Below are 21,995 nucleotides of genomic sequence, written 5' to 3' on the forward strand. Positions count from 1 at the left end.
ATTTCAGGACTCCGACAAGGTGGCACAGCCGGCTGTGGTTGGGCGGTGCGTGGCAATATGGTGGATGGCAAACCAGAGCTGACCGGCGGCGATGCCACCGTCATTGAGCGGCAGGGTTTCGCTGGTCAATACCCGCCGGCCGGCGGCTTCGAGTGCGGGGACCAGCTGGTCCATCAGCACCCGGTTTTGAAAGACGCCGCCCCCGAGCGCCACCGGATAGCCGGGGAAGCGCTCGGCAAGGGCAACCACCAGCTTGCTGATGGCGCGGATAAAGCCGGCGGCCAGGCTGGCGGTGGAGGTGCCTTGGCGCCGCTCGCTGACAAGGGTATGGATGAGCTCGGCCCACTGGATCTGCAGTGGCCCCTCCGCTGACTGGCTGAGGCCAAAGGCGAGGGGGAAGGGCGCTTCATCGGGGGCCAGCTGCAAGGCAGCCGCCTCCAGCAAGAGCCCTGCTTCGCCCTCGTAATCCGGGGTATCGATCACCCCCAGCAGCGCCGCCACCGCATCGAACAGCCGACCGATGGAGCTGGTGTAGGGGGCGTTGCGACCCAGCTGCCAGAGCTGGTGCAGGTTGCTGATCCGCTTAAGGGGCAGTTGCTTGATCAACGGAATATCGAGGGTGCTGATCTGCTCAGAACTGTGCGATTCAAACAGCAGCCCCAGCAACTGGCGCACCGGTTCGCGGATGGCCGCTTCGCCGCCGATCAGCTTGAAGGGGGTGAGGTGGGCAACCCGCGTAAAGCCCTGAATGTCTGCCAGCAGCAGCTCGCCGCCCCAGAGGGTGCCGTCATCGCCAAGGCCGGTGCCGTCGAAGGCAACCCCCAGCACAGGGCCCCTGATGTCGTGCTCGGCCATCACCCCCAGCAGGTGGGCGTGATGGTGCTGCACCTTGAGGTGGGTGGCACCCTGATCTTGGCAATAGTCCTTGGCCCACTGATGGCTGAGATAGCCCGGGTGGCGATCCGAGACCAGCACTTCGGGTTTGAGATCGTAGAGATCGCGAAAGGTCGCCAGAGTCTGCTCGAAGTGGCCTTGCATCGGCAAGCTGTGCAGATCGCCGATATAGGGGCTGTAGATGCGCTGGCGGCCGAAGGCGAGCGCCAGCTGGTTCTTCTGCTGCGCCCCGACTGCCAAGAGCGGTACCTTGACTGCCTCTTGCAGGCTGGGGGTGCAGGGGGCATAGCCCCGGGCTAGCCGCAACGTCTGGCGCCGCCCGCCCGCCCACTGCACCAGACTGTCGTCGCACGGGTGCAGGATGGGGCGGTTGTGATCCAGGATGCCGTCAATCTCGCTGCCGAGTTCCCTGACCACCGCCTCGCACTCGATAAGGATTGGGCTGCCGCGACCATTGGCGCTGGTGGCCACCAGCGGCATGGCGCAGGCATCCAGCAACAGCTGATGGAGTGGGGTATAGGGGAGCATGATGCCAAGGTAGGGGATGCCGGGGGCGATCCTCTCGGCCAGCGGCGCGGTTGTCAGTAGGGATTCTGAGAGCCGATCATCGTTAATGCGCTTGCGCAGCAGGGTGATGGGTCTGGCCTGAGAGGTGAGCAGCTTCCACTCGTCTTCGCTGCCGGTGACATGCAGTTTGGCCTCGGCAAGGGAGCCCATCATCACCGCCAGCGGCTTGCGTTCACGCCGCTTGAGCGTTCGCAATCTGGCCACACTCCGTTCATTGCGGGCATCACATATCAGGTGATACCCCCCCATCCCCTTGACCGCAATCAGCGCCCCCGCTTGCAGGGCGCTGGCAGCTGCTTGCAGGGCACCCTCGCGCTCGGCCAGCGTATCGCCGCGGCCGCTGCGCCAGGTCAGATGCGGCCCGCACTCGGGGCAGCTCACCGGCTGGGCGTGGTAGCGTCTGTCCAGCGGATCTTCGTAGGCTGCCGCGCAGCGCGGGCACATGGCAAAGCCTGCCATGGCGGTATGGGGGCGGTCGTAGGGGAGGCGGCGGATGATGGTGTAGCGCGGGCCGCAGTGGGTGCAGTTGGTAAAGGGGTAGTGGTGGTGGCGATCGCTTGGATTGGCCACGTCCGTGGCGCACGCCTCGCACATCCCCTGATCCGGCGAGATGGCGACCGTGGCCGCGCTCTGCTGCTGGCTTGCCTTGATATGAAAGGCGCCGTTGTAATCGGGATTCGGGTTTTGGGGCAGCTCCCGCTCGTTAAAATGATCGATGCGGCTCAAGGGCGGTGCCAGTTCCCGCAGTTCGCGGGCAAAGCTGGCGAGCTGCTCAGGGGATCCTTCCGCGCCGATGGTGACGCCGCTCGCGTCGTTCAATACATAGCCGGCAAGGCTGTGGCGCAGCGCCAGCCCATAGACGAAGGGGCGAAAGCCGACCCCCTGTACGATGCCGTCTATATGAAATTCCCGGCGCAGTCGAAGGCGTGTCGACGTGGTCATGGCGCCATCCAAAGAGGGGCCAGCGCCCCTCCCTGATAACCGGGGGGCAGGGAACCCTCCCTCATGACAAGGGGGCTGGGGAGGGCCGACAGGGGCGGCCATCCGGCGATCATCCTGGGGGATGTCATGCGATATCGAACTCCCATCTGCTGGCCTGCCGCCACGGCATGGGCCATCGGGTGCAACGAACGGGGGGCAACGGGCTGCGTCGCGATAGAAGGGGCGTAGCCTTGGCAGGAAGAGGAGGCCCTCGTCCTGTCACGGGGGCCAAGTTTACCGGGGCACTTGTCCCCAATACTTTGATCTCGCCCCTGTTTGAGTGCCAGATGCGGCGCTTCTTTGCGATCCTGTGAGCCTGCTCCGCCAGCGATCGGCGTGTGAGGGCAGGCGGCGCCACGCCCCCGGGGCGCTGAGCCGATCCCTGAAGGGGGCAAATCGAGGATGGCGGGGCCAACACGCAGGTTTTATTGTTTGGTTTTATTTAACGATTATGGTCAATCGAGTAGAAAAATTGAACACCTTGGAGGCTGTTTTACCCCTTGCGGGGGCTGGCGGGGGTCTGCCGGCCCTGAAAAACGGGGCCAGCCCGGTTTCCCGGTGCGTCTCGGCGGCGAGGCGCCAGCGGGCGGGATCTGCCATTGGCGGCCCTGGGCTGGTATAGTCCTGCGCCAACAAAAGAGGTTGGAGAGAAGGCTTGCCGATGCCCCTGGGGCGGCGCCTCTCTTCGCGGCATCAAAGGATATCCCCATGAAATTCAGTCCCCTGCTCGATGAGATGATGAAGGCGCTGCAGGTCTTGCCGGGCGTGGGCCCCAAGTCCGCCCAGCGCATGGCGTTCACCCTGCTGGAGCGCGAGCGCAGCGGCGGTCTGCGTCTGGCCTCCCTGCTCAACCGGGCGCTCACCGAAATCGGTCATTGCAGCCACTGCCGCACCTTTACCGAGAACGATCGCTGCGAGATCTGCGCCAATCCCAAGCGCGAGGAGAACGGCCTGCTCTGCGTGGTGGAGAGCCCGGCGGACGTGGCCGCCATCGAGCAGACCGGCCAGTTCTCCGGCCGTTACTTCGTGCTGATGGGCCACCTGTCGCCCCTTGACGGCATCGGCCCTGAGGAGCTGGGGCTCGATATCCTGGAGCGCCGCCTGCAAGAGGAGCAGATCAAGGAGCTGATCCTCGCCACCAACCCCACCATTGAGGGGGATGCCACCGCCTGGTACATCGCCGACATGGCACGCACCGCCGGGGTGGAGGTGAGCCGCATCGCCCACGGCGTGCCGGTGGGCGGGGAGCTGGAGCTGGTGGATGGCACCACGCTCTCCCACTCCCTGATGGGGCGCCAGCGCCTGAGCTAAAGAGGCCACGGACCCCACCCCGGCCCTCCCCTTGGCAGGGGAGGGCGCAATGGATCTTGCCTCACTCCTCTCTTTGGCAGGGGAGAAAGCAACGAACCCCACCCCGGCCCTCCCCTTGGCAGGGGAGGGAGCAATGGATCCTGCCCCACTCCTCCCTTTGGCAGGGGAGAAAGCCACGAACCCCACCCCGACCCTCCCCTTGGTAGGGGAGGGAGCAATGGATCCTGCCCCACTCCTCCCTTTGGCAGGGGAGAGCAAGGCTGACCCCGCTATTGGCTCCACGCTCGATCCCAATCTGACCCTCCTCGCCAGACAGGGGACGACGGTGCACCTCCCCCTTGTGAAGGGGGAGGCCGGGAGGGGGTTGCCTGTGTGGGCCAAGCGAGGGGCCGGTGTGCAAATTTGCTCTCAAGTTTGCACGCAAGCCCCTTGATATTTGAGAGGCCAACCCCATCTAGCTTGGGAATCTGTTCAACCCGACGTTTTGAGGACTGGTCGATGACCCAAAGTGTTCACGCCGAAACCCACGGCTTTCAGACTGAAGTCAAACAACTGCTGAGCCTGATGGCTCACAGCCTCTACTCCAACAAAGAAGTATTCCTGCGCGAGCTGATCTCCAACGCCTCCGATGCGGCGGACAAGCTGCGCTTCAAGGCGCTTTCCGATGCCTCTTTGTTCGAAAACGACGGCCAGCTGCGCGTGCGCCTGGTGGTGGACAAAGAGAACAAGACCCTGACCATTTCGGACAACGGCATCGGCATGACCCGTGACCAGGTGATCGAGCACCTGGGCACCATCGCCAAGTCCGGCACCGCCGAGTTCTTCAAGCACCTCTCCGGTGACCAGGGCAAGGATTCCCAGCTGATCGGCCAGTTCGGGGTGGGCTTCTACTCCGCCTTCATCGTGGCCGACAAGGTGACCGTGGTCTCCCGCGCCGCCGGCACCGCGCCGGAGCAGGGCGTGCAGTGGGAATCACAAGGGGAAGGCTCCTTCACCGTGGCTGACGTGACCAAAGCCGGTCGCGGCACCGACGTCATCCTGCACCTGCGCAGCGATGAAGAGGAGTTCCTGGACGACTGGCGCCTGCGCTCCGTGGTCAGCAAATATTCCGACCACATCAGCGTGCCGGTAGAGATGTTCAAGGAGGGCACTCCGGATCGGGAAGAAGACGGTGAAACCATCGTCGGCACCCCGGGGGAGTGGGAGCAGGTCAACCGCGCCACTGCGCTCTGGACCCGCAACCCGAAGGACATCAAGGACGAGGAGTACCAGGAGTTCTACAAGCACGTCGCCCACGACTTCGAAGATCCGCTCCTGTGGGGTCACAACCGGGTGGAAGGGGCCCAGGAGTACACCAGCCTGCTCTACATCCCGGCCCGTGCGCCGTTCGATCTCTACAACCGCGAACAGAAGCACGGTCTGAAACTCTATGTGCAGCGCGTCTTCATCATGGACGATGCCGAGCAGTTCATGCCGACCTACCTGCGCTTCGTGAAAGGGGTGCTGGACTCCAACGATCTGCCGCTCAACGTCAGCCGTGAAATCCTGCAGGACAACAAGGTGACCGCCTCCCTGCGCAAGGCCTGCTCCAAGCGCGTGCTCACCATGCTCAACAAGCTGGCGAAAGAGGATGGCGAGAAGTACGCCAAGTTCTGGAGCGAGTTCGGCAATGTGCTCAAAGAGGGCCCGGCCGAGGATTACGCCAACCGGGAAGAGATCGCGAAGCTCTTGCGCTTTGCCAGCACCGCCGGCGAGGGCGAAGCCCAGACCGTGTCGCTCGAGGATTACGTTGGCCGCATGAAGGAAGGTCAGCAGAAGATTTACTACATCACCGCCGACTCTTATGCCGCTGCCAAGAACAGCCCGCACCTCGAGATCTTCCGCAAGAAGGGCGTCGAAGTGCTGCTGATGTGGGAGCGGGTGGACGAGTGGCTGATGAGCCACCTGACCGAGTTCGACGGCAAGCAGCTGGTCTCCGTCACCCGTGGCGAACTGGATCTCGGGGATCTGGAAGACGACGCCTCCAAGCAGGCGCAGGAAGAGGCTGAAAAAGCCAACGCCGGTCTGGTGGAGCGGGTCAAGAAGAGCCTCGGGGAGGCGGTGAAAGAGGTGCGCGTCACCCACCGTCTGACCGACTCGCCGTCCTGCATCGTCACCGACGCCCACGGCATGAGCACCCAGATGATCAAGCTGATGCGCGCCGCCGGTCAGCCGGTGCCGGAGCAGAAGTACATCCTGGAGCTCAACCCCGACCATGCCCTGGTGAAGAAGCTCGGCACCATCGAGGATGAGAGCCTGTTTGGCGAGTGGGTCTCCCTCCTGCACGAGCAGGCCCAGCTGGCGGAGCAGGGTGGCCTCAATGATCCGGCGAGCTTCGTCTCCCGTATCAACCGTCTGCTACTCCAGGCGTGATGTGATTGTGATTGGCCCACTGCATGACAGTGGGCTTTTTTTTGGCCGTTCCCCTCTAGTGCGCCGCTGCATTTTCAATCATTTTTCGTGGTCGTCGTCTGCGTCTTTGGTCGCAGAGACGGGGCGGGAGTGTGGTGATAATCTGGCCACTCACACGGGGCGAGCTTGTTAATACGGGCGAAAACGTGTAGTTTTTTGCCTTCTCAAGAATTGAATAACCAATCAACTAGGAGCGTGTATGCGCATTGTTCTGTTGGGAGCTCCGGGCGCCGGCAAGGGTACCCAGGCTCAGTTCATCATGGAAAAACACGGTATTCCGCAGATCTCCACCGGCGATATGCTGCGTGCGGCGATCAAGGCGGGTACCGAGCTGGGCCTCAAGGCCAAAGCCGTGATGGACGCAGGTCAGCTCGTCTCCGACGACATCATCATCGGCCTGGTCAAAGAACGCATCGCGCAACCGGATTGCGCCAACGGCTTCCTGCTGGACGGCTTCCCCCGCACCATTCCCCAGGCGCAAGCCATGAAGGATGCCGGTGTGACCGTGGACTTCGTGCTGGAATTCGACGTGCCGGACGAAGAGATCGTCAAGCGCATGAGCGGCCGCCGCGTACACTCCGGCTCCGGCCGTACCTACCACGTGGTGTTCAACCCGCCGAAAGTGGAAGGCAAGGATGACGTGACCGGTGAAGATCTGGTGATCCGTGCCGACGACGAAGAGACCACAGTGCGCAAGCGTCTGGATGTCTACCATCAGCAGACCGCGCCGCTCATCGGTTTCTACGGCAAGGAAGCGGAAGCGGGCAACACCCGTTACGTCAAGATCGACGGCACCCAGCCGGTGGATCTGGTCAGCCAGCAACTGGCCGCCATTCTCGGTTAAGCCATTCAGGGCCGGCAGGACGCAGCCGTTCGCCGGCTGGCTATGAGGGTGAGAAAAGGGTCCATACCGGGCCCTTTCTTGCATTCCATTCCCACGACACAGAACGACAGGATGCTAACGTGACCACGAAAACCGGGATCTTGCTGGTCAATCTGGGTACCCCGGCCGCGCCGACCACGGCGGCGGTCAAGGCGTTTCTCAGCCAGTTTCTGCACGATCAGCGGGTCGTCGACCTGCCGCGCTACCTCTGGTGCCCCCTGCTTCACTTCATCATCCTGCCGACCCGCTCCCCCAAGGTGGCCAAGCTCTATCAGCAGGTGTGGACCGAGCAGGGCTCCCCCCTGATGGTCATCAGCCAGCAGCAGCGCGCGGCCCTGGAGCACGAACTCAAGCGGGAAGGGGTCGAGGTGCCGGTGGCGCTCGCCATGACCTATGGCGCCCCGTCGCTGGCCGACGGCTGGCAGGCCCTCAAGGCCCAGGGAGTCAACCGGGTGATCCTGCTGCCGCTCTATCCCCAGTATTCGGTCAGTACCACTGCCTCGGTGTTCGACGCCTGGGCCAGGGCGATGAAAACCGAGCGCAATCTGCCGGTGGTGCGGCTCATCCGCGATTACCATGCCCACCCGGAGTACATCCAGGCGCTGGCCATGAGCGTGCGTCGCCACTGGGAGCAGCACGGCCAGGGGGAGCATCTGCTGATGTCCTTCCACGGCATTCCCGAGCGCTACGAGCGGGAAGGGGATCCTTATGGTCATCAGTGCAGGCGCACCGCCGCCCTGCTGGCGGAGGCGCTGGGGCTGGCCCCGGAGCAGTGGACCGCGAGCTTCCAGTCCCGCTTTGGCAAGGAGGAGTGGCTCAAGCCCTACACGGACCTGACCGTGGCCGACTTGCCCTCTCGCGGCGTCAAGCGGCTCGATGTCATCTGCCCGGCCTTCTCGGCGGATTGCCTCGAGACCCTGGAGGAGATCCAGGTGCAGAACCGGGAGATCTTCATGGCCGCCGGTGGCGAGCAGTTTGAATACATCCCGGCCCTCAACAGCGATCAGGCCCATATCCGCATGATGGTTTCCCTCATCTGTCGCGAGCTGGCATGATGGCCGTTCTCATCCGGTGCCCGACGTGGCGGACGTTCGGATTCAACGATAAAGGAGTGTCCTGATGATGCATATCACGCTGATTTACGCCGGCCTGCTCGGGCTCTTGTTCCTGCTGCTCTCCTTCTGGGTGGTCAAGCGCCGCGCCCAGTTCAGGGTGATGATAGGGGAGGGGGAAGCCCCCGAGATGCTGGCCGCGATCCGCGCCCACGGCAACTTTGCCGAGTACGTGCCCCTCACCCTGCTGCTGATGGCCCTGTGCGAACTGGCGGGGGTCGGGGCGCTCTGGCTGCACCTGGGCGGTGTGCTGCTGCTGGTGGGGCGCATCCTGCATGCCATCGGCATCCAGATCCCCAGGGCTCCCAACATGCCGCGCCTCTTCGGCACCCTCTTCTTCTGGCTGTCGCTGGGGATTTTCTCGGTGCTGGCCCTGGTGCAGGGGCTCTCGGCAAGCTGAATGTCATCCCGCAACGCCACCCCGCCACGGGGTGGTTTTTTGTGGCAGGCAAGTCAAACGTTTTCCTCGCAAGCCCTTGTCTATACTGACCTCAAAATTCAATCGTGCGACTTTTCGGCGTGGTGGATTGTGTTAAAATCCCGCCCCTCTTTTCCCCAGAGCACAGAAGATTGCCATGAAATTTCCCGGTCAGCGCAAGTCCAAACACTACTTCCCGGTCGACAGACGTGATCCCCTGATCCCGCAGAATTCCCAGCTCACCGAACTGGGCAAGGCCTATGTAGTGGGCATCGATCAGACTCTGGTGGATATCGAAGCCCATGTGGACGAAGACTTCCTGAACCGGTACGGCCTGAGCAAGGGCCACTCCATGCTCATCTCCGACGAGGTGGCGGAGCTGGTCTACGACGAGCTCAAGGCCAACAACATGGTGGTGAGCGAATTTGCCGGCGGCACCATCGGCAACACCATGCACAACTACTCCGTGCTGGCGGACTCCCACTCCATCCTGCTTGGCGTCATGAGCCAGGACATCCGCATCGGCAGCTATGCCTACCGCTATCTGTGCAACACCTCCTCCCGGGTCAACCTCGACTACCTGCAGCCGGTGGACGGCCCGGTCGGGCGCTGCTTCACCTTCATCACCGAAGGGGGAGAGCGCAGCTTTGGCATCAACGCCGGCAAGATGGATCACCTGGATGTGGACCACATCCCCGAGACCATCATCAAGGAGGCCTCGGCCCTGGTGATCACCGCCTACCTGGTGCGCGGCGCTGACGGCACCCCCATGAAGGAGGCCGCCATGGCCGCGGTGCGCTATGCCCGCGAGGCCGGGGTGCCCGTGGTGCTGACCCTGGGCACCCGCTTCGTCATCGACGAGAATCCCCAGTGGTGGCGTGATTTCATCAGCGAGAACGTGACCGTGCTCGCCATGAACGAGGACGAGGCGGAGGCCCTGACCGGGATAAAGGATCCCCTCGGCGCGGCCGACAAGGCGCTGGACTGGGCGGACATGGTGCTCTGCACCGCCGGCCCCATCGGCCTCTACATGGCGAGCTACACCGACGAGGACTACAAGCGCGAGACCACCCACACCCTGCTGCCCGGCGTCATCCCCGAATTCAACATGTACGAGTTCAGCCGCCCCATGGCCCGGGACAAGTGCCGCAAGCCTGCGCGTATCTACTCCCACATCTCTCCCTACATGGGCGGCCCGGAGAAGATCAAGAACACCAACGGGGCAGGGGACGGGGCGCTGTCCGCCGTGCTGCACGACATGGTGGCGAACGCCTACCACCGCATGAACGTGCCGAACTCCGCCAAGCATCTCTCGGAATTCCTGACCTACTCCTCTCTGGCCCAGGTGTGCAAGTACGCCAACCGGGTGAGCTACGAGGTGCTGGCCCAGAGCAGCCCGCGCCTCTCCCGCGGGTTGCCGGAGAAGGAAGACAGCCTGGAAGAGGTGTACTGGGAGCGGTGATACCTCTTCCTGTCGACCACGAGAAAGGGTGCCACTGGGCACCCTTTCTTGTTTTTGGGGCTGGATCATGTTTTTGGCATCGCTTTTGCTGACATCGTGGACAGCCCGCGTCGCGGCGGCATACCTTGTGTTAAGGATATGTAGCTGCTGCGGGGCGAGGGTATGTTGAGACAATGGAGTATCGGTCGGCGTCTGTCGCTGGTGACCCTGATGGTGCTGGCGCTGCTGGGACTGCTGCTGTTCTTCTGCCTGCAGATCTATCAGCAGGGGCTGATGGGGGAGAAGAGCCGCCAGACTCAGGCTCAGGTTGAGACCGCCTACAGCCTGGTGGCGGGGCTGGAAGCCAGGGTGCGCAAGGGGGAGATGGACGAGGCAAGCGCCAAGGCCGAGGCGCTGGCGCTGATCAAGGGGTTGCGTTACGGCAACGATGACTACTTCTGGATCAACGACAGCCACCCCACCATGGTGATGCACCCCATGAAACCCGAGCTGGACGGCAAGGATCTCTCTGGGGTGGAGGACAAGCAGGGGCTCAGGCTGTTCGTCGCCTTCGCCGATCTGGCGCGGGCCCAGGGCGCGGGGGAGGTGGCCTACTACTGGCCCAAGCCGGGGGTGGACGAACCGGTACGCAAGATCTCCTACATCAAGCGCTTCGCCCCCTGGGACTGGATCATCGGCACCGGCGTCTATGTGGACGACGTCGAGGCCCAGTACCGGGAGGTGCTGCACACCCTGCTGGGGATCGGGCTGGTGCTGGCCCTCCTGCTGTTTGCCGTGGTCGGCCTCATTGTGCGCAGCATCGTCGTGCCCCTCTCCCGCTCGGTCTCGGCCCTTGGCAACATTGCCAGGGGGGAGGGGGATCTGCGGGTACGTCTGCCAGAGTCTGGGCGTGACGAGCTGAGCCAGCTCAGCATCAACTTCAACCTCTTCGCCAGCCAGATGGCGCAGCTGGTGGCCCGCAGCCAGCAGATAGCGGATCAGAACCGGGTGCATGCCCACCAGCTGGCCGAGGTGGTGGAGCGTACCGGCGCCATCGTCACCGGCCAGGAGCAGGATACCCTGCGGGTGGCCAGCGCCATGGAGCAGATGACGGTGAGCAGCCGCGAAGTGGGCCAGCACGCGGCCCAGGCCGCCGATGCGGCGGACTCGGCCCTTAATCTGGCCCAGCATGGCCGCGAGGTGGTGGTCCAGACCCGGGAGTCCATCAGCCAGCTGGCGGACGAGATGGTGGAGACGGTACAGGCGGTGAGCCGCCTCGAGCAGGAGACTCAGCAGATTGGCTCCGTGCTCGACGTCATTCGCGGGGTGGCGGAGCAGACCAACCTGCTGGCCCTCAACGCCGCCATTGAAGCGGCACGGGCCGGGGAGCAGGGGCGCGGCTTTGCGGTGGTCGCCGACGAGGTGCGTACCCTGGCGACCCGCACCCACAGCTCCACCGACGAGATCCGGCAGATGATCCAGCGGCTGCAGGAGGGGGCCGGCAAGGTGGTCAGCGGCATCAGCCAGTTGCAGCAGCTCTCCCGCGCGACGGCGGACAGGGCCGGCGATGCGGATGTCGCCATCAATGCCATCGATGGATCCGTCCACACCATTACTGCCATGAATGGGCAGATTGCCACGGCGGCGGCGGAGCAGAGCCGGGCGGCGGAGGAGATCAACCAGCGGCTGGTGGCCATCACCCAGCTGGCGGCGGATGCCCTGGCCCAGAACCGGCTGACCGAGCAGGCATCCGGGCAACTGGCGCTGGCCTGCGACGAGCTGGGGGCCCTGGTGGCGAAATATCGCATCTGACGGCCTTTATCCCCGCTTTTTCGGGATAAGGCTTGAGTCTGGGGGGCTTTTGGGACACCATCTGCCCCATTCTCGGCCAGCCCTGGCCGACAGCCTGCCATTGCTTTGCAAGAGAGAGACCCCATGAGCAAACTAACTGACAATCTTGACGCCAATTTCCAGCTGTTCATCGAAGAAGTCCGCGAGTCGGGTCAGGTGTGGGGTCTGCGCTACGGTGAAGACTGGGTGGTGTGCCGCTCCGCCGAGTTCGAAGATGCGGACGTGATGCCGCTCTGGTCCGCCGAAGGGGATGCCCGCCTGCACTGCGTGGACGAGTGGGCGGATTACGAGCCGGAAGTGATCGAGCTCGAAGAGTTCCTGGACATCTGGATCAACGATCTGGACGAGGATGACGTGCTGGTCGGCCCGAACTGGAACGCCGATCTGGAAGGTCAGGAGCTCGAGCCCATCGAGCTGGCCAAGGCGCTGGTGGAACTGGACGCCTGAGTCAGCCGACCTGCCGGATTGTGATGAACCGGCCCCCTTCGGGGGGCCGGTTTTTTATGGCCGCCATGGACCATGAAAAGGCGATTTGCCTTTGCACCCGTCCCGGGGATGGGTCATCATCAACCCTTTGCCGATCGGGAGGTGCCATGTTTGTCTTTGACGTGACCACGAAGGCGGGGGCGCAGGGGAGGATCCAGGTGCAGGCGCTGGACTGGAGCCAGAGCGGCCCGGTGAGCTTTCAGTGTGACAGCGACGAGCTGGCCCTGGTGCTGCTGAGCGGGTGCCGCTGCGATGCCGTGGGGTACTTCAATCTGCTGGGGGGCTGCAAGCCGCTCTACGTGGAGCAGTGGCTCACCTATTTGCAGGAGCGTGGCCAGCTGGAGAAGGTCACGGCCCGCCAGGAGAGCCCGTCCCAACCCGATTACCTGACCCGGGCCGGGCTGGCGGACGACGAGCTCAATGCCCTGCTCGGCCAGATCTACAAGGTGGCCGGGTTCAACCGCCTGCAGATCAACCGCTACCTCAAGCATCGCCACAACCCGACCATGCTGGCGACCCGTTACGATCAGAAGGAGCTGGAGCGCTATCGCCAGCTCAACGACATCATTCTGACCCTGTTGAAGCTGAAACCGTCTCCGTGAAGATCCCCATCTGACCGATCTCCGGCCCCAGCTCCTGGGGCCGGGCGATGAGGTAGCCCTGCAAGCCGTCCACATACATGCTCTGCAGCATCTGCTTCTGGCCTATCTGTTCCACCCCTTCCGCGATCACCAGGCAGCCCATGCGATGGGAGACGTCGACGATCATCCGCACGAACTGCTGATTGGTGAGATCCTGCTCCAGCTCGGTGATGAGACCGGGGTCCAGCTTGATGTAGTCGGGTTTGAGCTCGCGAAACAGGCTGAAGGAGCCGATCCCCTTGCCGAAGTTGCAGATGGCCGAGCGGCTGCCGTGGCGCCTGAGCAGCTCGAACAGCCGCCTGGACCCGGTCAGGTTGCGCTCCAGGTGCTCCTCGTCGAGCTCGAACACCAGGTTGGCCCCGATGTCGGGGTCTTTTTGCAACTGGTGATCCAGCCAGATGAGAAAGGCGCTGTTTTGCAGCAGGGAGCCCGGCAGGTTGAGACCCCATCGGCTGTTGTGGCCTCCGAAGGCGCGGTATTGGCGGATGACGTGGCGGATCACCATCTGGGTCAGGCGCAGTACCATGTCCAGCCGCTGCGCCATGGCGAGCAGGGTATCGCTTGGCAGCACGGTGCCGTCGCTGCTGCTGAAACGGGGATAGATCTCGTGGTAGGCGAGCATGCCGCGATGCAGGGGCTGGATGGGCTGGCAGGTGAAGCTGATGCTCTCCTGCTCCAGCAGCTCGGTCAGCACCTGGGTCCAGTGACGCTGCCCCTGCACCTCGACCACCTCGTCGTTCTGCTGGATGGCCCAGCCATTGACCACCTCCGTCTGGGCGCGGGCCAGCGCGAGATCCGCCCGGGCCAGAATGGCCTCTATCTTCTGCTCGCTGCTCAGGCGGGTCATCCCCGAGTAGGCGGCGCTCTCGAGCTCGTGATCGTGCTGATAGCGATCGAAGGCGAGCTTCAGATCCCGTCCCAGCAGATGGGGCGGGATCTGGGCCAGGGGGGGCAGCAGGACGGCAAAATCGGCCCCCGAGATGCGATAGACCCGGTGGCCCGGGAAGCGGCTGACGGTGTGGCTGATGAGGGCGGCGATGTCCCGGATGTAGGCATCCCCGGACTGGAAGCCGCGCTGGGCGTTGAGGGTCCCGAGCTCGGTGGCTCGGATGAGCACCAGGATGGCGGTCTGGGTGTTTTCCTGTTGCAGCAGCTCGGTCAGATCGCGCCGGAAGGCGTGGCGGTTGCCAAGCCCCGTCATCTCGTCCCGGGTCGCCTGATTGTGCAATTCGGTGATCTGGCGGTGGGCATCGATCTCGGCCTCATTGAAGGACGCAAGGAGCTGGCGCAGAGCCGTTTGTGCCTGTACGCTGTCGAGCATGGCAGGATCCCGCTGCTGCAGCGCCAGCAGCCAGCGTTGCTCCTGCCTTGCCTTTTCCCCACGGCGCACGCTGTGGGTGAGAAAGAGCAGCAGGGCGAATCCCGTCAGGGTGGTCATCAGGACCAGCAGCAGGGTGAGCGGTGAGGCGGGGGGGGCGAGCAGCACTCCCTGCAACAGCAGCATGGGAATGCAGACCAGTGCGCTGACCAGCAGCAGGTTTCCCTCATGTTTATTCAACATCGTTTCATCCTTGATGATGTTCATGATGTAGAAATTCTAACCAAGTCGCTGGCGCAAAACATGAGTACTCACGCAACTCCACGATAAAGCGCCGGCGGAATGCAACTAAATGTGAGTGAAAACACTTTCATGGTCTGTAAAAAAAGCGAAGATGGGTTGAAAACAGCCCCAACAGAGCAGAGGTAGATATGTTGCTAGAACCCGTAGACACCGCCAAAGCACGGCAACTATTGAATCAGAGTATGGCCTTGGTGCTCGCAGGGGGACGGGGCAGCCGCCTGAAGCAGTTGACCGATAACCGCGCCAAGCCCGCCGTCCACTTTGGCGGCAAATTCCGTATCATCGACTTCGTGCTCTCCAACTGCATCAACTCCGGCATCCGCCGGGTGGGTGTGGTGACCCAGTACAAGTCCCACAGCCTGTTGCGCCACCTGCAATCGGGCTGGTCTTTCCTGCGTTACCAGATGAACGAGTTCATCGACTTGCTGCCCGCCCAGCAGCGGGTGGACGAGGTGCACTGGTATCGCGGCACCGCAGACGCCATCTACCAGAACGTCGACATCATCCGTGACTACGGTCCCAAGTACATCGTGGTGCTGGCAGGGGATCACATCTACAAGATGGACTATGCCGCCATGCTGCTCGATCACGTGCGCCTCGGTGCCAAGGTGACGGTGGCCTGTATCGAGGTACCGCGCTGCGAGGCATCGGCTTTCGGCGTGATGGACATCGACGAGCAACGCAAGATCCGCGCCTTCGTGGAGAAACCGGCCAATCCGCCCGCCATGCCGGGCTGCGAGGATCGCTCGCTGGCCTCCATGGGCATCTACATCTTCGAGGCGGAGTACCTCTACCAGTTGCTGGAAGAGGACATCCACAACCAGGAGTCCAAGCACGACTTCGGCATGGACGTGATCCCGCGCATCGTGGGAGAGGGCAAGGCCTTTGCCCACCCGTTCAACATGTCCTGTGTCGGGGCCAAGGAGGGGCAAAAACCCTACTGGCGCGACGTGGGGACCCTGGATTCGTTCTGGGAGGCGAACATGGACCTTGCCTCCGTGGTGCCCGAGCTCGACATCTATGACGAGAACTGGCCCATCTGGACCAGCCAGAACATGTCGCCCCCGGCCAAGTTCGTGCAGGACAGAAACGGCCAGCACGGCATGACCATCAACTCCATGTTCGCGGGGGGCTCCATCGTGAGCGGCTCCTTCGTGCTCAACTCGGTGCTGTTCACCAACGTGCGGGTGCACTCCTTCTGTACCCTGGATCAGGCGGTGATCTTCCCCGGGGTCGAGATCGGGGCTGGTTGCCGCTTGCGCCGGGTGGTGGTGGACAAGGGGTGCAAGCTGCCAGACGGCCTGGTGGTGGGGGAGAACGCGGACGAGGATGCACGCCGCTTCTACCGCTCCGAGCAGGGCATCGTGCTGGTGACCAAGCCGATGCTGGCCAAGCTCGGCTAACTTCGTCGACACAGACAAAAAAAGGGAGCCCTGGGCTCCCTTTCTATTGGTGGTCGATTTATTTCTCGCTGACCAGGGCCTTGCCGGCCATCACCATGGCGGTGCCATGCTTGCCACCGGCGGCGGTCACTTGCGGGACGCCATCTTCGTCGGTGTCGCTGCCGGCACCCTCGATGACGTTCTCGCCGGAGTCGCCGATCCACTCGGCCATCTGCATGCCGCCGTTGACGGTGCCGCGGAACCAGCTCACGTAGCGCTGGGTCAGCTGGGCCAGCTCCAGCTCGGGTGCCTTCTCGGCCCCTTCGTTGCGCAGGTTCAGCATGGCGGAGCGCAGGGCGCCGGAGATGGCGGCCTGGGTCCAGGGGGTGTATTCACCCTGCTTGCCGGCGAGCCAGGTACCGGCCTTGGCATTGAAGTAGGCCTTGTCGGCGGCGATGAAGAGCTCGCGCGCCGCGGTGCGGTACTTGGCATCCGAGGTGGCCAGGAAGGCGGCGGTCAAGCCGCGGATGGCGGCGAACTGCGCGTCGATGGACTGACCGGCGTCAAGCTTGCCGCCCAGTGTCAGACCGTCATGGACCAGGCCGTTCTTGCCCTTGAGGTTGGCGAGGATGAAATCGGCCTGCTTGCGGACCAGTGCGATCGCCTGCTCACCCTGCGGGGTCTTGAGGTTCAGCTCGCCATTGTCACCGGCGGCGTAACCCACCGGCAGCGCATCCTGGGCGCGCTGGAAGATCTGCAGGGCGACCAGGGCGTAGGCGGCGTCGAAGGTAGTGACGTGCCCGGCCTGTTTGCCAGCTTGCCAGCTGTCGACCAGGGTGCCGGCCTTGGGCTCGAAGTGCAGGGCCTGCAGGTTTTTGAAGGTGAGGTTGGAGAGGTTCAGGGCCAGGGAGAAGGCATCACTGCCCGCCACCGCCTTGCCCAGATCGTTGGTCTGGTTGGCAGCCGGAGCGCCGGCGAACGGGGCACCGTCAAACACGGCGTGGAAGGCCGGGTTCTGGTTAGTGTTGGCCGTGCGCTGATCGCTGAAGGCGTAGAACTCGGAGAGGGGCCACAGCAGCATCCAGGCGTCGCGCAACTGGGCGGAGCTGTCCACGACCTCCAGCTTGCCGATGGCACCGGCGTCATTCTTGCTGGTCTCGGTCACTTTCACCTGATGAGGGAAGTAGACAACCCCCTTGGCCGGATCGTACTGCGGGGTGATCTTGGCGCCCAGGGTCTTGCCGTCAAAGCCGAGCTGACCCTGCAGGATGGCCAGCTTGTCGATGGACTGCTCGGTCAGCATCATGCCGTTGAAGCCGTCGGCGGCAGAAACCCCCAGCTTGTGCTTGCCGTCCTGATCCATGGTGGCGGACGCGGCTTCCACCTCTTCATCGGTCTCGGCTACGTGCATGCCGCCGAGGAAGTCCTGGGACCACATCACTTCCTTGAGCAGGATGCCGCCCACGGCGGCCGGGACCAGCAGGTTGTCACTGCCGCTCCAGCGCAGGGTGGCGTAGTCGCGGAAGTAGGCAGGGACCTGGGTCTTGACGCTCTTCTCGTTGCCCTTGGCGGTCTTGATGGTGATCTGGTCACCGTTGACCGGGGTGGCGTTCACGGCCTGGGCGAACTCCGGGTTGGCGGAGGCGTAGGGCAGGGAGAGGGGATACATGCCCTGGGGAATTTCATCGGCGGGGAAGCCGACGGCCTCGGCCATGGCCAGTACCCGTTTGCCCAGGTCGGCCAGGGTGCCGCCACGGGCCTGGTTTTGCGGCCCGTTGACCAGATGGGGGCCCATGCCGGACTGGTAGTTGAGGGCGTACATTGCCTCTTCGGAGTATTCATAGGATTCGATCCCGGCGGCGAAGTCGAACGGGGTCGGCTCGTCGGCGCGGTTGGCGTCCAGCACATCCAGATCCAGACCGAGGGCCTCGGCCAGCGGCTCGCCGGAGAGCTCGAATTCGGTGTAGGCCAGCATGTTGGCGGCGGTGTTGAACGTCTTGTCCTCCACCTTGACGGCAGCCTGTGCGGCGCTGCTGAGGAGTGCGCAGGCGATCGCCTGCACCAGTACGGTTTTTCTCATGTCCTTCTCACCATATTGTTGATTTTATTATGACGCTTCTCATGAATCTAAATGAGAATGGTGTGCATTATGGGGCAAAGGGCGGGGCTTGAGAAGAAAAAAACCGCGCCCCGGTGGGGTGAAGAGGAGAGGCGCGGCGGCAGGTGTCACATCAGTTTGAAGGGGATGACCAGTCGGCCCGGCTCCACCTTGAGGGCTTCGACCTTCTCCTTGATCCGCGCCTCGTTCTGGCGGCTGCCATCGAGCCGGTAGACGGGGGTCTGGGAGAGGAACAGGGAGAGGGACTGGTTGAAGGTGGGCAGCAGCGGGGAGAGGGCGGTGCCCACGTCCGCCGGCTCGGTCTTGACGGAGAGCAGCTCGAGATCGCGCAGATAGATGGCGCCCTGCTCGGCCACATAGTCCGGGCGTGCCCGCAGGGAGAGGCGGATCTTCATCTGTTGGCTGCCCAGCGGGCTCGCCACCTGCAGCTCGCCGGCGGCATCCAGCTCGACCTTGTCGGCCTGGCTGCGGCCGATGCGGCTTTGCATGTCATCGAGTCGGATCTTGCTCGACATGATGCCGGGGATCCCCAGCTGTTTCTCGAAGGCGACTCGCTCCTTGAGGTACTGGTTGATCTCTCCTTCACTGACGCTGTATTGGGTCAGCGAGCAGGCCGCCAGCAGCAGGGCGAAGGGGAGCAGAAGCAGGTGTTTCAACATGGGAGGGTTCCATTTTCGGGGCTGTCACAAGAGGTGGCGCCATCTTAGAGGCAAAGCGGGTTGGCCGCCAGTGGGGCCTCTATGACCGGTTTCTGTCGCATCCCCCATATGGGGATGGCAATCCGTTTTCATTCGAGTAGCTGTTTTCCTTCACGGCCAGCAGGCCCGCCCTGGCGTCATCCCCGACATACCCAAAGACAAGCTCCTGTTTTAGCGGTGCAAAATCCCATTGACCCCGCGATTTCAAAGCGAGTATTTTACCGCCGCACAAAGTCAAACTGATAATCATTATCATTTTGAATCTTCTTTGAGGGTATGACGTGAAGACTCGAGTAATGGAAAATGGCGCACCTGCCGAGGCGAAGATGTCGCCTGATTTCTTGTTTACCTCGTGTCAGGGCACGATCAGTGCCACTGACCTGGGGCAACCCATCACCACCCCCGCCTGCGAGTGGCCCCTGCTGGCACAGCAGATAACCCTGGCCCTCGATGCCGCCAGGGCTGCCGGCCAGAGCAACCCCCTGCTCATCGGTGCTTTTGCGTTTGATCCGGCAGAGGCTTCCTGCCTCTATGTGCCCGGCCGTTATGAGCGGAGCGAGAAACTGGCCCCGACAGAGCCGACACCGGCGACAGAAGTGGAGCAGACCGTCGAGGCCAACCGGGTCATCTCGGTGCAGAGCACCCCGCCGGCCAGCGAATTCCAGGCCTCGGTCAGTGCGGCGCTGGATGCGTTTGCACAAGGCAAGCTCGCCAAGGTGGTGCTGTCGCGCAAACTCACCCTTACCCTGCACCAGCCTGCCGACCCTAAGCAGGTGATGGCCCGTTTGATGGCCCAGAATCCCCACGCCTTCCACTTCTCCCTGCCGCTCGGCCAGGGTCGCCGCCTGCTGGGCGCTAGCCCAGAACTGCTGCTGCGGGTCAGCGGGGGAGAGGTGTTCACCCACCCGTTGGCGGGTTCCGCCCGTCGGGCGAGCGAACCGGCGCAAGACGAAATGGTGGCCCGGGATCTGCTGGCCTCTCGCAAGGATCAGCATGAACACAAGTTGGTGATCGACGAGATCCGCCGGGTGCTGACCCCCCACTGCCGCGAGCTGGCGATCCCCGCTCATCCCTCGCTGATGAGCACGGATACCCTCTGGCATCTGGGCACTCCCATCGCTGGCCGGCTCAATGGCGGCGAGGCGTCGGTGCTCTCCTTGGCCTGCCAGCTGCATCCCACCCCGGCCCTGTGCGGCTATCCCACCGAACTCGCCCGCCAGTTCATCCGCGAGCAGGAGCCCTTCCGGCGAGCCCTGTTCAGCGGCATCGTTGGCTGGTGCGACAGCCAGGGCAACGGCGAGTGGGCCGTGGTGATCCGTTGCGGCGTGCTCGATGGCCATCAGGTCGAGCTGTTTGCCGGCGCCGGCATCGTCGCGGGCTCGGATCCCGCCATGGAGTGGGCCGAGACCGGCACCAAGCTGGGCACCATGCTCAAGGCACTGGGCCTGGATTTGGAGGTGGCGCAATGACCCAGTCCAACCGCTTCCTGCCCTATACCCGCTGGCCCGACGCGTTGGCGGAGCGCTACCGCACCAAGGGCTATTGGCGCGGCGAGCCGCTAACCGCCATGCTGGCGCGTCAGTGCGAGCTGGCCCCCGACGCCGAGGCCATTCTCTGCGGCGAGCGCCGCTTCAGTTATCGTGAGCTGGACGCCGCCTCGAGCCGGCTGGCCGCGAATCTGGCCCGCCACGGCCTGGGGGTGGGGGATACCGCACTGGTGCAGCTCCCCAACGCGGCCGAGTTCTATCTGGTGTTCTTCGCCCTGCTCAAGGCCGGCATCGCGCCGGTTAATGCGCTCTTTAGCCACAACCGGCTGGAGCTTCTCTCTTATGCCGAACAGATCACTCCGCGCCTCTTTGTCGGCTCGCTGGCTCATCCGCTGTTTGCGAGCAAGGGTCGCGAGAGCGAGCTGCTGACAAGCATCGGCGTCGAGCTGGTGCTGCTGGAGGGCGATGGGGGGGAGCTGGGGCTGACCCACTGGTTGGCGAAGGGGGATGAGAGTGAGCCGGTGAAATGTGGCCCGACCCCGGCGGACGAGGTGGCCTTCTTCCAGCTCTCCGGCGGCAGCACCGGCACCCCCAAGCTTATCCCGCGCACCCATGACGACTATTACTACAGCGTGCGCCGCAGCAATGAGATCTGTGGCCTCGGCTCCCATACCCGTTATCTGTGCGCCCTGCCGGCGCCCCACAACTTCCCCTTGAGCTCCCCTGGCGCCCTGGGGGTGTTCGAGGCGGGTGGCGCCGTGGTACTCGCCCCCGATCCCAGCCCCATCAGCTGTTTCCCGCTGATCGCCCGCCACCGGGTCAACCTCACCTCGCTGGTGCCGCCGGCGGTCTCGCTCTGGCTGCAGGCCGCGGAAGCGGATCCCACCGCGCGCACCCAACTAGCGAGCCTCGACTTGCTGCAAGTGGGCGGCGCCAAGCTGGGGGAGGCGGTGGCCAGCAAGATTGTGCCGCTGCTGGGTTGCCGGCTGCAGCAGGTGTTCGGCATGGCGGAAGGGCTGGTCAACTACACCCGGCTGGACGACCCCGACGAGAAGGTGATCCATACCCAGGGCCGCCCCATGAGCCCGGATGACGAGGTGCGCATCCTCGATGAGGCGGGCAATCCGGTTGCCCCCGGCGAGCCTGGCGCCCTGCACACCCGCGGCCCCTATACCTTCCGCGGCTACTACCAGAGCCCGGCCCACAACGCCCGGGTGTTCGATGCCGATGGCTTCTACTGCTCCGGCGATCTGGTGGTACAGGATGCCGATGGTTACCTCACCGTGGTGGGGCGGCAGAAGGATCAGATCAACCGGGGCGGCGAGAAGATCGCGGCGGAAGAGGTGGAAAACCAGCTGCTGCATCATCCGGCCATCACCCATGCGGCCCTGGTCTCCATGCCCGACAGCGCCATGGGGGAGAAGAGCTGCGCCTTCATCGTCAGCACGGATCCCGCCTTGAAGCCGCTGGCCTTGCGCAAGTTTCTGCGCGAGCGCGGGGTGGCGGACTTCAAGCTGCCCGACCGTTTCGAAACTCTGGACGCCCTGCCCATGACGGCGGTGGGCAAGATTGACAAGCAGGGGCTGCGGGCGCGCATTGCGCACGCCATCGCCGCCAACCAGCCCCTGACAACAGCATAAAACTAAAAAGGA

At 63.7% G+C, this 21,995-nt stretch carries 16 protein-coding genes; 12 read left to right on the plus strand and 4 right to left on the minus strand.

Translation table 11 applies throughout. The features are described 5' to 3' along the window. Positions 1-3: 3 nt before the first annotated feature. Positions 4-2,403, minus strand: a complete 2,400-nt coding sequence (gene hypF / locus BGO64_RS09410) for a carbamoyltransferase HypF (protein WP_286700567.1) — start codon at positions 2,401-2,403, stop codon at positions 4-6. A gap of 747 nt (positions 2,404-3,150) precedes the next feature. Here hypF and recR point away from each other — a divergent pair. The 9 genes from recR (at position 3,151) to BGO64_RS09455 (ending at position 12,997) form a co-directional block, all read left to right on the plus strand. Further along, positions 3,151-3,753 (plus strand): recombination mediator RecR, encoded by a 603-nt coding sequence (recR, locus tag BGO64_RS09415; RefSeq protein ID WP_010674419.1) that lies wholly within the window; start codon positions 3,151-3,153, stop codon positions 3,751-3,753. Between the two features lie 498 nt (positions 3,754-4,251). Then, positions 4,252-6,165 (plus strand): molecular chaperone HtpG, encoded by a 1,914-nt coding sequence (htpG, locus tag BGO64_RS09420; RefSeq protein WP_039038912.1) that lies wholly within the window; start codon positions 4,252-4,254, stop codon positions 6,163-6,165. 238 nt (positions 6,166-6,403) lie between these two features. Further along, positions 6,404-7,048 (plus strand): adenylate kinase, encoded by a 645-nt coding sequence (adk, locus tag BGO64_RS09425; RefSeq protein WP_010674422.1) that lies wholly within the window; start codon positions 6,404-6,406, stop codon positions 7,046-7,048. A gap of 119 nt (positions 7,049-7,167) precedes the next feature. Further along, on the plus strand, positions 7,168-8,142 hold the full coding sequence (hemH, locus tag BGO64_RS09430; protein WP_010674423.1) for a ferrochelatase: 975 nt from the start codon (positions 7,168-7,170) through the stop codon (positions 8,140-8,142). 64 nt (positions 8,143-8,206) lie between these two features. Then, the gene (locus tag BGO64_RS09435) at positions 8,207-8,599 is read left to right on the plus strand and encodes an MAPEG family protein (RefSeq protein ID WP_010674424.1); all 393 of its coding nucleotides are present in this window, start codon (positions 8,207-8,209) and stop codon (positions 8,597-8,599) included. Positions 8,600-8,774: 175 nt separating this feature from the next. Then, positions 8,775-10,079 (plus strand): inosine/guanosine kinase, encoded by a 1,305-nt coding sequence (locus tag BGO64_RS09440; RefSeq protein ID WP_010674425.1) that lies wholly within the window; start codon positions 8,775-8,777, stop codon positions 10,077-10,079. A gap of 162 nt (positions 10,080-10,241) precedes the next feature. Further along, complete coding sequence (locus BGO64_RS09445) at positions 10,242-11,870, plus strand: methyl-accepting chemotaxis protein (RefSeq protein WP_225315776.1); 1,629 nt, start codon at positions 10,242-10,244, stop codon at positions 11,868-11,870. Positions 11,871-11,993: 123 nt separating this feature from the next. Then, on the plus strand, positions 11,994-12,356 hold the full coding sequence (locus BGO64_RS09450) for a DUF2750 domain-containing protein (protein WP_010674427.1): 363 nt from the start codon (positions 11,994-11,996) through the stop codon (positions 12,354-12,356). Between the two features lie 146 nt (positions 12,357-12,502). Then, a complete protein-coding gene (locus BGO64_RS09455; protein WP_010674428.1) occupies positions 12,503-12,997 on the plus strand; it encodes a hypothetical protein in 495 nt (164 codons plus the stop codon). On the opposite strand, the gene BGO64_RS09460 is transcribed toward BGO64_RS09455, so the two are convergent. Beyond that, positions 12,960-14,597 (minus strand): EAL domain-containing protein, encoded by a 1,638-nt coding sequence (locus BGO64_RS09460; protein WP_286700568.1) that lies wholly within the window; start codon positions 14,595-14,597, stop codon positions 12,960-12,962. The two genes, BGO64_RS09455 and BGO64_RS09460, sit on opposite strands and share 38 nt — an antisense overlap. Positions 14,598-14,785: 188 nt before the next feature. On the opposite strand from BGO64_RS09460, the gene glgC reads away from it, so the two are divergent. Next, positions 14,786-16,060 carry a glucose-1-phosphate adenylyltransferase gene (gene glgC, locus BGO64_RS09465; protein WP_039038908.1) on the plus strand — a complete coding sequence of 425 codons (1,275 nt, stop codon included), beginning with the start codon at positions 14,786-14,788 and terminating at the stop codon, positions 16,058-16,060. A gap of 58 nt (positions 16,061-16,118) precedes the next feature. Here glgC and BGO64_RS09470 read toward each other — a convergent pair whose 3' ends face one another. Then, positions 16,119-18,119, minus strand: coding sequence for a hypothetical protein (locus BGO64_RS09470; protein ID WP_286700569.1), 2,001 nt, complete (start codon positions 18,117-18,119; stop codon positions 16,119-16,121). Positions 18,120-18,265: 146 nt separating this feature from the next. Further along, complete coding sequence (locus BGO64_RS09475) at positions 18,266-18,817, minus strand: lipoprotein (RefSeq protein ID WP_039038906.1); 552 nt, start codon at positions 18,815-18,817, stop codon at positions 18,266-18,268. Between the two features lie 320 nt (positions 18,818-19,137). Here BGO64_RS09475 and BGO64_RS09480 point away from each other — a divergent pair, with 320 nt between their 5' ends. After that, the gene (locus BGO64_RS09480) at positions 19,138-20,325 is read left to right on the plus strand and encodes an isochorismate synthase (RefSeq protein ID WP_286700570.1); all 1,188 of its coding nucleotides are present in this window, start codon (positions 19,138-19,140) and stop codon (positions 20,323-20,325) included. Next, entirely contained in the window at positions 20,322-21,983 is a 1,662-nt protein-coding gene (gene amoE, locus BGO64_RS09485) for an amonabactin biosynthesis (2,3-dihydroxybenzoyl)adenylate synthase AmoE (RefSeq protein WP_286700571.1), read from the plus strand. The genes BGO64_RS09480 and amoE overlap by 4 nt, the downstream gene beginning before the upstream one ends. The last annotated feature ends 12 nt before the right edge of the window (positions 21,984-21,995 follow it).

The sequence above is a fragment of the Aeromonas sp. 62-46 genome (assembly GCF_001898585.1).
GTDB lineage: Bacteria > Pseudomonadota > Gammaproteobacteria > Enterobacterales > Aeromonadaceae > Aeromonas > Aeromonas caviae.

Bases quoted from the DNA above. Each gene is read 5' to 3' on its own strand.
- hypF (WP_286700567.1), bottom strand. From the start codon at position 2,403: ATGACCACGTCGACACGCCTTCGACTGCGCCGGGAATTTCATATAGAC.
- recR (WP_010674419.1), top strand. From the start codon at position 3,151: ATGAAATTCAGTCCCCTGCTCGATGAGATGATGAAGGCGCTGCAGGTC.
- htpG (WP_039038912.1), top strand. From the start codon at position 4,252: ATGACCCAAAGTGTTCACGCCGAAACCCACGGCTTTCAGACTGAAGTC.
- adk (WP_010674422.1), top strand. From the start codon at position 6,404: ATGCGCATTGTTCTGTTGGGAGCTCCGGGCGCCGGCAAGGGTACCCAG.
- BGO64_RS09435 (WP_010674424.1), top strand. From the start codon at position 8,207: ATGATGCATATCACGCTGATTTACGCCGGCCTGCTCGGGCTCTTGTTC.
- BGO64_RS09440 (WP_010674425.1), top strand. From the start codon at position 8,775: ATGAAATTTCCCGGTCAGCGCAAGTCCAAACACTACTTCCCGGTCGAC.
- BGO64_RS09445 (WP_225315776.1), top strand. From the start codon at position 10,242: ATGTTGAGACAATGGAGTATCGGTCGGCGTCTGTCGCTGGTGACCCTG.
- BGO64_RS09450 (WP_010674427.1), top strand. From the start codon at position 11,994: ATGAGCAAACTAACTGACAATCTTGACGCCAATTTCCAGCTGTTCATC.
- BGO64_RS09455 (WP_010674428.1), top strand. From the start codon at position 12,503: ATGTTTGTCTTTGACGTGACCACGAAGGCGGGGGCGCAGGGGAGGATC.
- BGO64_RS09460 (WP_286700568.1), bottom strand. From the start codon at position 14,597: ATGTTGAATAAACATGAGGGAAACCTGCTGCTGGTCAGCGCACTGGTC.
- glgC (WP_039038908.1), top strand. From the start codon at position 14,786: ATGTTGCTAGAACCCGTAGACACCGCCAAAGCACGGCAACTATTGAAT.
- BGO64_RS09470 (WP_286700569.1), bottom strand. From the start codon at position 18,119: ATGAGAAAAACCGTACTGGTGCAGGCGATCGCCTGCGCACTCCTCAGC.
- BGO64_RS09475 (WP_039038906.1), bottom strand. From the start codon at position 18,817: ATGTTGAAACACCTGCTTCTGCTCCCCTTCGCCCTGCTGCTGGCGGCC.
- amoE (WP_286700571.1), top strand. From the start codon at position 20,322: ATGACCCAGTCCAACCGCTTCCTGCCCTATACCCGCTGGCCCGACGCG.